An 11,982-nucleotide genomic window follows, 5' to 3' on the forward strand; every position below is an offset into this window, starting at 1 on the left:
AAACTTACTAACAACTATTAACTACACTACACAATTCATGCAAAATATTTTTCCAAACCGTACTTTAAAGAGAACATTAATGGCATTTTCGTTTTGTTCACTTGTTTCATCAGCATATGCCCAATATCCTGTAATTCCAAAAGACGTTCAAGCTAAAGCAGATGCTCTTCTAGAAGCTGATGAAAAAAGATTGAGCGAAATCTGGAATGCCAATCTACATATTATTAAAGAAGAAGCAAAACAAGGAAAACCATATTTACCTTGGGCTTCCTATCCAAAAGATTTTGTACAAGCAGATATTCCTGCTTTTCCAGGTGCTGAAGGAGGAGGAGCGTATACACAAGGTGGACGCGGCGGAAAAATATTCGTAGTTACAAGTTTGGAAGATAGCGGAAAAGGAACTTTCCGTGAAGCTTGCGAAGCAGTTGGAGCAAGAACAATCGTTTTTAATGTTTCAGGAATTATTAAATTAAAAAGTAGAATCAGCATGCGTGCGCCTTATGTAACCATTGCTGGGCAAACGGCTCCTGGAGACGGAATTTGTATTGCAGGAGAAACTTTAGAAATCGATACACACGACGTTATTATCAGACACATGCGTTTCAGACGTGGTGCAACAGAAGTAACAAGAAGAGATGATGCTTTAGGTGGAAATGTAATCGGAAATACTATAATTGACCACTGTTCTGTAAGTTGGGGATTAGACGAAAATATTTCTTTATACAGACATCAATTTGCAGCGAATGCAAAATCAAAACTAGAGAAATTGCCAGCTTGCAACATCACGATTCAAAACACCATTTCATCAGAAGGTTTAGATACTTATAATCACGCATTTGGAAGTACAATTGGCGGATTAAATAGTACTTTTATGCGTAACTTATGGGCCGACAACATTTCTAGAAATGCTTCTATCGGAATGTATGGCGACTTTAATTTTGTGAATAACGTAGTATTTAATTGGTGGAATCGTACCTTAGATGGAGGTGATTATCGTTCGATGTTGAACATCATCAACAATTATTTTAAACCAGGTCCAATAACACCAGCAGGTGAGCCTATTGCGCATAGAATTGTAAAGCCTGAGTCTGGATATATTGAGCCAAAACAATTTGGAAGAGCTTACGTTTCAGGAAATTTTATTGTAGGTTCTCCTGAGGTTACAGCAGATAACTGGAATGGTGGAGTGCAATTGGAAAATTTCCCAGAAGCAGAAACAAAAGAATTTTTAGCAGCAATCAAACAGCTGAAACCATTCTCAATGCCAGCATTCAAAATTATGGGTGCAGAAGAAGCTTACGAATATGTTTTAACAAATGTTGGAGCAACAATTCCAAAAAGAGATGCTGTTGATGAAAGAATTTTGAAACAAGTTCGTACAGGGAAAATAGAAGTAAAAGACGGTTTAGAAAACAATATTGGAAAAGATTTTATAAAAAGAAGATTGCCTGCAGATTCTTATAAAAAAGGAATTATAACACATCCTGATCAAGTTGGAGGTTACCCAACTTACAAAGGAAAAGCCTATAAAGATTCTGATAATGACGGAATTCCAGATGCTTGGGAAAAGAAATACGGTTTAAATCCAAATGATGCTTCAGATGCAAACAAAGATTTAAACGGTGACGGTTATACAAATATCGAAAAATATATTAACGGTATAGATCCAAACAGTAAAGTAGATTGGACAAAAATCGAAAATAACACAGATACGTTAGCTAAATTAAAATCATTATTACAATAGTGATTTAGTTGTATAAGAATATTTTCAACGCAAACCTGACAGGTTTTTAAAACCTGTCAGGTTTAATTAGCGTAAAAAATACCCATATATTTTGTCATTACGACGAGCGGGGAATCTTCATAAAAACTCTGCAAAGGGTATCAATCAGTGTCGATCTAGTAAAGAAGATTTCTCCTTCGTCGAAGTAACAAGATTGAGGAAATTTGAAAAGTAACTGAGAAACCTAAATTATATGAGCTTATATTGCTTATATGGTTAAGACTCTAAAAAATAATAAGGTGAATTTTACCCAGTTAAAAAATACAATCTCCCTTCAAAAAGATAAAATGGTTTTGTCGGGCTTAGTGGTGCTTTTCAGCCTAAACATCACAGCCCAAAACACTTTCCCAGACATTGTAAAAACAAAAGAAGGAAAACTTTCATTTACAACTGACAATCAAGGAAATCAGATTCCTGATTTTTCTTTCGCAGGATATAGAAATTCTGAAGTTGCCATTCCGAATCTGGAAAATAAGATTTTTGTTTCAAAACAAGAAGACGATGCAACGCAGAAAATTCAAAATGCAATTGATTATGTAAGTGGATTAAAACCAGACAAAACTGGTTTTCGTGGAGCTGTTCTTTTAGATAAAGGAATTTTCAAAGTAAGCGGAACATTATACATCAGAAAATCAGGAGTTGTTTTAAGAGGAAGTGGAAATGCTGAAAACGGAACTGTCCTTTTAGGAACAGGTTTAGAAAGAGAAGCTTTAATTCGAATTTTAGGTGTAAACGATAAAGTGTATAAAGATACTTTCGAATTCAATAACGCTTACACACCACTTGGAACGCAGAAAATCCAATTGAAAAATGCATCAAAATTAAAAGTTTCTGATGAAATTGAAATCAGCAAACCTTTAACTGATAATTTCATTAAAGAGGTAAACATGCAGGATTTCGGCGGAGAAACTTCTTGGATTGGATGGAAAAAAGGCGCTTGGGATATGACTTGGAATAGAGTCGTAACTAAAATCAACGGAAATGAAGTTACCTTGAATGCTCCAATTACAATGGCATTAGATGATGTTTTCGGAGTTTCAAAAGTAACCGTTTATTCATGGCCGGGAAGAGTTGAAAATACTGGAGTTGAAAACATCTTGATTAAATCGACTTTTAATGCTTCAAATGCAAAAGATGAAGAACACAGATGGCAGGCAATCAGTATAGAAAACACTAGAAATGCTTGGGTAAAACAAGTTAATTTCAAGCATTTTGCAGGTGGTGCGGTTACGATTTTAAAAACAAGTCAGCAGATTACAGTTGAAGATTGTATTGCAACTGAACCCGTTTCAGAAATTGCTTCATTCAGAAGACATACATTTTATACAGAAGGTCAGCAGACACTTTTCCAACGTTGTTATTCAGAATTTGGATATCATGATTTCGCTGTAGGAGGATTTGGAACAACAGGGCCAAATGCTTTCGTTCAATGCGAATCGCATCTTCCATTCAGCAACAGCGGCGCAATTGGAAGCTGGGCAACTGGAGTTTTATTTGACATTGCTAATATTGACGGAAAGGAATTAAGTTATAACAATAGAGAACAAGGCGGAAGAGGAGCTGGATGGACAGCAGCAAATTCTGTAATCTGGGAATCTTCGGCTTCAAAAGTTGAATGTTATAGCCCGCCAACTGCTCAAAACTGGGCTTTTGGAGTTTGGGGACAATTTGGAGGAAACGGTCATTGGAAAGACGTAAACGGGCATATCAGTCCAAGAAGTTTGTTCTATACGCAATTAGAAAACAGATTAGGAAAACTTCCAACACGTGCTTTTATTTATGATTTAGGTTCAGAACCCTCTTCAAGTCCGACAATCGAAGTAGCGCAAGAATTGACTAAAGCTTCAGTTACAACCAAACAAAGCTTGCCAGAATGGATCGCAGAAGTTTCAAAACAAAACCCGATTAACATTAATAATTCAGGTTTAAAAAATGCAAATGATTTAAAAAATCCTGTTTCAAATAAAGTTGAGAATAAATCAAAAGTCATCACAGAAAACGGTTGGTTAACTTTCAACGGAAAAGTTATTGCTGGAAAACAAATGAATGTGGCTTGGTGGAGAGGCGATCTTACAGATGATTTCGTAAACAAATCATTACCTCATGTAACTCGTTTTGTGCCAGGAAGAACAGGAAACGGATTAACAGACAGAGTTCAGGAAACAGTTGATTATTTAACTTCAAATAACATCATTGCTTTAGAACACAATTACGGTTTATGGTACGACCGCAGAATGGACGATCACGAACGTGTTAGAAGAATTGATGATGACACTTGGCCACCGTTTTATGAACAGCCTTTTGCAAGAAGCGGAAAAGATTTTGCTTGGGATCATTTGAGCAAATACGATTTGACAAAATTCAACGATTGGTACTGGAGCCGTTTAGCGCAGTTTGCAACTTTGGCAGAACCAAACGGACAAATGTTAATCAATCAGCAATATTTTCAGCATAATATTTTAGAAGCTGGAGCGCACTGGGCAAGTTCACCTTGGCGTTCAGCAAATAATATTAATAATTCAGGATTTCCTGAGCCGCCGCCTTACGCAGGAGACAAACGTATTTTTATGGCAGAGCAGTTTTACGATATTACCAATGCTGATCGAAGAAAATTACACCAAGGTTTCATTAGAAAATCTTTCGAAAATTTTCAAGAAAACAGTAACGTAATTCAGCTAACAAGCGCCGAATATACAGGTCCGCTTCATTTTATGGAATTTTGGTTAGACGAAGCTCAAAAGTGGAAAGACGAAACAGGTAAAAAAAGCTTAATCGGTTTAAGTGCAACCAAAGATGTTCAGGACGCGATTTTAAATGATGCCAAGAGAGTAAAAACAGTTGATGTAATCGACATTCGTTATTGGTATTACAAAGAAGACGGTTCGGCTTACGCTCCGCAAGGAGGCGTTAATTTAGCACCGAGACAGCACGCAAGAAAATTAAAAACAGGAAAAGAAACCGACAATCAAGTCTATCGTGCCGTTAGAGAATACCGAGAAAAATATCCTGAAAAAGTGATTCTATATTCAACAGATGGTTCTTCTCGTTTCGGATGGCCAGCTTTGATGGCGGGAGCTTCAATGCCAAATATTCCAAAAATTGAATTGCCTCAGTTTTATTTCGCTTTAAGCGAAATGAAATTAGTTGACGGAAATACGTTCTCAGACAATCTTTGGAAATTAGAAAACAAAGGCAAAAGCTATCTTTTCTATCTGAAAAACGATCAAGATATCACAATCGATTTATCAAACGAAAAAGGAACATTTGAAGTATTCGCAATCAATGCTTCGACAGGAAATACAACCAAAAAAGCCAATATCAGCGGAGGAAAACAAGTAACCATTCCACAAGCCGAAATAAAAGAAAAATTGCTTTTTGTAGTGAAAAAATAAAAAAGTTTAGCCACGAATTACACGAATTGGCACGAATTTGATTTTAAATCGGCTAAATCAGCAAAATCTGCGAGAGTAAATTTTCACGCAGATTTAAAAAAGATCAAAGCAGATTTAATAGATTTTTAAAATAAATCTGTTCAAATCAGCCAAAATCAGCAAAATCTGCGTGAAACAAAAACGCAAGCAGAATAAAAATTCGAGAAATTGGTGAAATTCGTGGCAAAAAAAATAGAAACATAATTCAAAAATATATCAAAATGAATCTGAAAATAAAATCTTTATACGCTGTTTGTATAAGCTTTATGTTTACAGCACAAAGCGGATTTTCGCAATCTGCTAAAACAAAAGCATCACTGCCTGAAATCAAAGTTTCTAAAAATCAGCATTATTTTGTTACCGAAAACGAAAAACCATTTTTCTGGCTTGGCGACACTGGTTGGCTGGCATTCGGAAAATTGGATAGACCAGGAATTGAGAAATACTTTAAAGACAGAAAAGACAAAGGATTCAATGTTGTTCAGGTAATGGTTTTGCACAACATCAATGCGGTTAACGTTTATGGTGCTTCGGCTTTAATCAACGAAGACGTTTCAAAACCATTGATTACAGCTGGAAATGATTTCAAAGACCCAAAACAATACGATTATTGGGATCACGTGGATTACACTCTAGATGTGGCTCAGAAAAACGGAATTTACGTTGCAATGGTTCCGGTTTGGGGAACAAATGTTGCAAAAGGCGACAGAGTAAGCAAACAACAGGCAACAGAATACGCTCAGTTTTTAGCTAATAGATATAAAAGCAGAACCAATGTAATTTGGTTAAACGGTGGAGACACACACGGAAACGAATTCCAAGATATCTGGAATGTCATCGGAAATACTTTAAAAAACAATAATCCAAACCAGTTAGTGACTTTTCACCCGTTTGGAAGAACCGATTCTTCAGAGAACTTCCACAACGAAAAATGGTTAGATTTCAATATGTTCCAATCAGGACACAGAAGATACGATCAGGATTCTATCAAAACGAATTTCAAAGAAGATAATTACAAATTTGTTTTAAGGGATTTCGAATTAAAACCAACAAAACCAACACTTGACGGAGAACCTTCTTATGAAGGAATTCCACACGGCTTACACGATACTTTACAGCCAAAATGGACAGCAAGCGATGTACGTCGTTACGGATATTGGTCAGTTTTATCTGGAGGAGCAGGTTATACATACGGACATAACGCTGTAATGCAAATGTTCAGAAAAGGTGACAAACCAGCTTATGGAAATAAAGAATTATGGACATCAGCCATCAATGCGCCTGGAGCAAAACAAATGGTTTACATCAAGAAATTAATGGAAGAATTTCCATTTTTAGAAGGAACTCCAGATGTTTCTTTAGTCGTTAACCAAGGAGAAAAATACGATTATATTCCAGCAATAAGAGGAGAGAAATATGCTTTGTTTTATACATACAATGGAAGAATTATAGAAGCAAAACTAGGAAAAATTGCCGGTGATAAATTCGAAGCAACTTGGTACAATCCAAGAAACGGAAAGAAAACCAAAATCGGAACTTTTGATAATAAAGGAACTCAAAACTTTCAACCAGAAGGCAAAAAAGAAGATGGCAATGACTGGGTTTTGATTTTGAAGTCAAAGTAAAAAAAGTATAGTATTGTCCTCCTGAGCGAAGTCGAAGGACCGCAAAGATTGGACACAATGCGTGATAATGCATGCGCCCTTCGACTTCGCTCAGGGTGACAAAAAATGAGAATAATATTTCACGCAGATTTTGCTGATTTTAGCAGATCTCCGCAGATTAAATAAAAAAATCTGTTTAATCTGCTTTGATTTTTTTTAAATCTGCGTGAAACCAAAAAACAACACAACCATGAAAATCAAAAATATACTATTCATACTCTGCTTCATCACCAGTTTAACAACATTCGCACACGACGGCTGGTACAACATCTTAAACGAAGGTGGAAACAATAAAGGTCAAAAATGCACCGATGCCATTCAGAAAACAATCGAAAAAGCGTCTAAAAACGGCGGAGGAACAATCTTTTTTCCAGCTGGAGAATACTTAACAGGAGCTTTAACATTAAGAAGCAACATCACCATTCATTTAGATTCTGGAGCGCTTTTGAAGTTCTCAGAAAACTTCGATGATTTTCTGCCTTATGTAGAAATGCGTTACGAAGGAATCGTAATGAAAAGTTTCCAGCCTTTGTTTTATGCCAAAGACGTTGAAAACATCACCATCAGAGGAAGAGGTGTAATCGACGGACAAGGAAAAGCATGGTGGAATGAAGTGTACAGAATCGAAACAGCAAAAGAACCTTTGCCTCCAACAAAATACCAAACCATGTGGGAAGAGCAAAACAAAGGACTTTACACAGAACCGTATTACAAAAGAACCGTTGATAAGAAATTCTTCCGACCATCTTTCTTTCAGGCTTACAACTGTAAAAACATTATGATCGAAGGTGTAACTTTTCAAAATTCACCTTTCTGGACCATTAACCCAGAATTCTGTGATAATGTTACTGTTACAGGAATTTCAATTTTCAACCCGCACTCGCCAAATACAGACGGAATCAATCCTTCTTCTTGTACCAATGTTCACATTTCAAACTGCCATATTAGCGTTGGAGATGACTGTATTACCATCAAATCAGGAAGAGACGGCGATGGTCGTAAATACGGAAAAGCAACAGAAAATGTAACTATCACAAATTGCACGATGTTAAGCGGTCATGGCGGAGTGGTTATCGGAAGCGAAATGTCAGGCGGAATCAAAAAAATTACGATTTCAAACTGTGTTTTTGACGGAACAGATCGAGGAATCCGTATCAAATCGGCTCGCGGAAGAGGCGGAGTTGTAGAAGATATTCGCGTTGATAATATCGTAATGAAAAACATCAAAGAAGAAGCTTTTGTATTAAGCCTTTTTTACGATAAAGGTACTCAAGTAGAGCCTGTAACAGAAAAAACGCCGATCTTCAGAAACATTCACATGAGCAACATTACAGCTTCAAACGTGAACAAAGCAGGACAGATTTTAGGAATTACCGAAATGCCGATTCAAAACATCACTTTTTCAAATATCAATATCGACGGAAAAGAAGGTTTTACGGTAAACACGGCAACAGATGTTGAATTTCATGATGTAAAAGTAAACGCAACTGTAGGTTCTTCTTTCAAAATTTCAGATTCAAAAAATGTGATTTTAGATAACGTTGGATCTTCAACACCAATAAAAAATGTTCCGGTTATCAAATTAGATAATGTTTCTAATGTATTGATTAATAATAATTTTCCATTCAATCCAACCGATATTTTTATCGAAGTAGATGGAAAAGAAACGAAAAATATTTTCTTGAAAAACAATGTTTTAAACAACGTGACAACGAAAATTAAAAAAGGAGCTTCTTTAGATAAAAAAGCGATTATAGAATAACAAATTGTCGAGTCAACTTTGTCAAAGTTCGAAACTTTGACAAAGTTTTCAACGGAATAATAATATTTAGAAGCAGAAACAAGAGGCATTTTTGGAAACATCGTCCCGCTCTTCGTTACAATCTTTTGTACCGAACCCCGTCACAAAAGGATTTCCACTGCGATCGGGGCTAAAGAGAAAGAAATAGCTTTCTTGTAATTAGTAGGCTTTTGGATTAAACATAACATACCTACAAGGTTTTGAAAACCTTGCAGGAGAACAGAAAAAGACATGAAAAAAATATTCATCTTATTAACCTTTTCACTTTTTGCGATATCGTACGCGCAGAAAAATAAGGAATTATATCTTTTTACATCGTTTAGAGAACCCGCAACAGAAGGTTTATATTTGGCGTACAGTGAAGACGGTTACAATTGGAAAGGTTTAGAAGGTTCATTTTTAAAACCAGAAATCGGAGCCAGTAAAATCATGCGTGATCCATCCATTACAAAAGGAGCTGACGGAACCTATCACATGGTTTGGACAACGGATTGGAAAGGTGGAAATGGTTTCGGCTACGCAAGTTCAAAAGACTTGATGCATTGGTCAGAACAACAATATATTCCCGTAATGAAAAACGAGCCAGAAGTAATAAACGTTTGGGCGCCGGAGATTTTTTATGATGATGTAAAAAAAGAATACATTATTATTTGGGCATCAACAATTCCGTTCCGATTTCCAAAAGGAGTGGAAGAAGAGAAAAACAACCACAGAATGTATTACGTAACGACTAAGGATTTCAAGACTTTTTCGGATACAAAATTATATTACGATCCAGGTTTCAGCGTAATTGACTGTGTGATTGTCAAAAAAGGAAAGAAAGATTATGTTTTGGTTTTAAAAGACAACACAAGACCAATGCGAAACATAAAAGTAGCTTTTGGAAAATCGCCTTTAGGTCCGTTTGAAAAAAGCTCAGAACCTTTAACCGAATACTTATCAGAAGGTCCAACAGTGGTGAAAGTGGGTAAAAACTGGCTGTTGTATTATGATAATTACGGCTCAAAAAATTATAAAGCTTTAAGCACCTCAGATTTTGTTCATTTTGAAGATGTTTCATCTAAAATAAGCCTTCCAGAAGGTCACAAACACGGAACGATTACAACAATTTCAAGCGAAGTTTTAAAAGGAATAATTGAAAAGAAATAAAAGATAAAGCCACAGATTACATAGATTAAAATGATTTTTCACTTATTTAGGATTTAATTAAAAATGAATCTGCAAAATCTGCGAGAGTAATTTTTTTTCCCGCAGATTTTGCAGATCAAGCAGAAAAAAAATCTTTTTAATCTTTTAATCTGTGGCAAAAAAATAAAATACCAATGATTACTTTCCAAAACATAAAAACCAACATCATCACTACAGCCACAATTCTTTTAGTTGGTACAGCTGTAAATGCTCAAAACGACACAGTGCGTTATGTTGGTAAAACACTTTCAAACATCGATTACCATCACGGAATGTTAAGTCCAGCAGTTGGAGTTCACGCCACACAAATCATGCGTGCAAGCCGTGAACATCCAGAAAAAGCTGATGGTTTTGGATGGACGTACAATCACCAGCCGATGATGGCGTATTGGAATAATACATTTTATCTGCATTATTTAAGCGATCCTTCGGGAGAACATATTCCGCCAAGTCAGACTTTAATTATGAGTTCTAAAGACGGAGTAACTTGGACAAAACCAGAAGTTATTTTCCTAATTTACAGAATTCCTGACGGATGGAAAAAAGATGGAGTAGAAGGCGTTGCCAAAGATTTGGATGCGATTATGCACCAAAGAATGGGCTTTTATACGTCAAAAGACAAACGACTTTTTGCTTTAGCTTATTACGGAATTGCGATGGATGAAAAAGACGATCCAAACGACGGAAAAGGAATTGGACGTGTGATTCGTGAAATCAAAAAAGACGGAAGTTTTGGCGAGATCTATTTCATCAGATACAATAAAACTTGGGACAAATCGAAATCGAAATTCCCATTTTATACAACATCAAAAGACAAGGGATTCAAAAAAGCTTGCGAAGAAATCTTATCTAATCCGTTGATGTTACAGCAATGGGTAGAAGAAGCCGATCGCGATGATGAATTGATTCCGTTACAGAAACCGTACAAAGCATTTAGTTATTATCATTTAGCAAACGGAAATGTAGTTGGTTTATGGAAACATGCTTTAACTTCAATCAGTAGAGACGGGGGAAAATCTTGGGATTATATGCCTTTGCGTGCGCCAGGTTTTGTAAACAGCAATGCTAAAATCTGGGGACAAAAGACATCAGACAATCGTTATGCAACGCTTTACAATCCTTCAGAATATCGTTGGCCTTTGGCAATTTCGACAAGTGATGACGGATTGAATTATAAAGATTTATTGTTAGTTCACGGCGAAGTTAGTCCGATGCGTTATGGAGGAAACTATAAATCTGCCGGTCCTCAATACGTACGCGGAATCACAGAAGGAGACGGAACTCCGCCAGACGGAAAAATTTGGGTGGGATATAGTGTGAACAAAGAAGATATTTGGGTAGCTTCGATTCCAGTTCCAGTTACTTCGGTGGTGACAGAACACGCAAATGATGTTTTCAATAATCTTCCAAACGGAGAAGAATTGAAACTTTGGAATACCTACGATCTTTCTTGGGCATCTACAAAAATCGAAAAGAAAGCCGATGGTAAAAAATGGCTGACTTTAAGAGATCAGGATTATTTTGATTATTCTCGTGCGGAAAGAGTTATTCCTTTCACATCAAAATTAGAAGCTGTTTTCACGGTAATGCCAGAACAGAATAATCATGGTTTATTGCAGATTGAATTTCAAAATAAACAAGGTTTGCCATCCGTAAGATTGACTTTCGACAGCGACGGACAATTGAAAGTAAAAACCGGAGCTCGTTTCAATACAATAGCTAAATATGAAGCAAACAAAACATATAAAGTTGTTGTAAAATTAGATGCTAAAAACCGTCAATACACAGTAAAAGTAAACGACGAGAAAGAATCAACAAAGATATTTTACGCGCCAACAGATGGTTTCGAGCGAATTATGTTCCGAACAGGAGAACAAAGACATAATCCAAATCCAGACACAGCGCCAGACACAGACGATTACGACGACTTGCCTCAAACCGGAAAACAAATCCCAGAAGCAGTATTCAATATCGAATCTTTGGTAACTAAAAAATTATAAAAAAAGATAGCCACGAATTCACGAATTATTTTTACCATAGAAACGTAATTTATTATGTGATTTCACAAATTAATAATTCGGTTTAAAATCCGAGAAATTAAACACAAAGATGAAT

Annotated in this window: 6 protein-coding genes; all 6 read left to right on the forward strand. The window is 36.1% G+C overall.

Annotated features, from left to right (window positions below; genetic code table 11):
- The first annotated feature begins 37 nt into the window (after nucleotides 1–37).
- The 6 genes from NQQ59_RS14240 (at nucleotide 38) to NQQ59_RS14265 (ending at nucleotide 11,867) form a co-directional block, all read left to right on the forward strand.
- Nucleotides 38–1,744 carry a polysaccharide lyase gene (locus NQQ59_RS14240; RefSeq protein ID WP_144219562.1) on the forward strand — a complete coding sequence of 569 codons (1,707 nt, stop codon included), beginning with the start codon at nucleotides 38–40 and terminating at the stop codon, nucleotides 1,742–1,744.
- Between the two features lie 278 nt (nucleotides 1,745–2,022).
- A complete protein-coding gene (locus NQQ59_RS14245) occupies nucleotides 2,023–5,175 on the forward strand; it encodes a DUF6298 domain-containing protein (RefSeq protein WP_257698334.1) in 3,153 nt (1,050 codons plus the stop codon).
- Nucleotides 5,176–5,435: 260 nt separating this feature from the next.
- Nucleotides 5,436–6,839, forward strand: a complete 1,404-nt coding sequence (locus NQQ59_RS14250) for a glycoside hydrolase family 140 protein (RefSeq protein ID WP_144219564.1) — start codon at nucleotides 5,436–5,438, stop codon at nucleotides 6,837–6,839.
- 229 nt (nucleotides 6,840–7,068) lie between these two features.
- On the forward strand, nucleotides 7,069–8,640 hold the full coding sequence (locus tag NQQ59_RS14255) for a glycoside hydrolase family 28 protein (protein WP_186296652.1): 1,572 nt from the start codon (nucleotides 7,069–7,071) through the stop codon (nucleotides 8,638–8,640).
- A 270-nt stretch (nucleotides 8,641–8,910) separates the two neighbouring features.
- On the forward strand, nucleotides 8,911–9,828 hold the full coding sequence (locus NQQ59_RS14260; RefSeq protein ID WP_144219565.1) for a glycoside hydrolase family 43 protein: 918 nt from the start codon (nucleotides 8,911–8,913) through the stop codon (nucleotides 9,826–9,828).
- A 173-nt stretch (nucleotides 9,829–10,001) separates the two neighbouring features.
- Nucleotides 10,002–11,867: a six-hairpin glycosidase gene (locus NQQ59_RS14265; protein WP_144219566.1), complete on the forward strand. Its 1,866-nt coding sequence runs from the start codon at nucleotides 10,002–10,004 to the stop codon at nucleotides 11,865–11,867.
- The last annotated feature ends 115 nt before the right edge of the window (nucleotides 11,868–11,982 follow it).

It is taken from the genome of Flavobacterium panacis, from assembly GCF_024649945.1.
In the GTDB taxonomy this organism is placed as follows: domain Bacteria; phylum Bacteroidota; class Bacteroidia; order Flavobacteriales; family Flavobacteriaceae; genus Flavobacterium; species Flavobacterium panacis.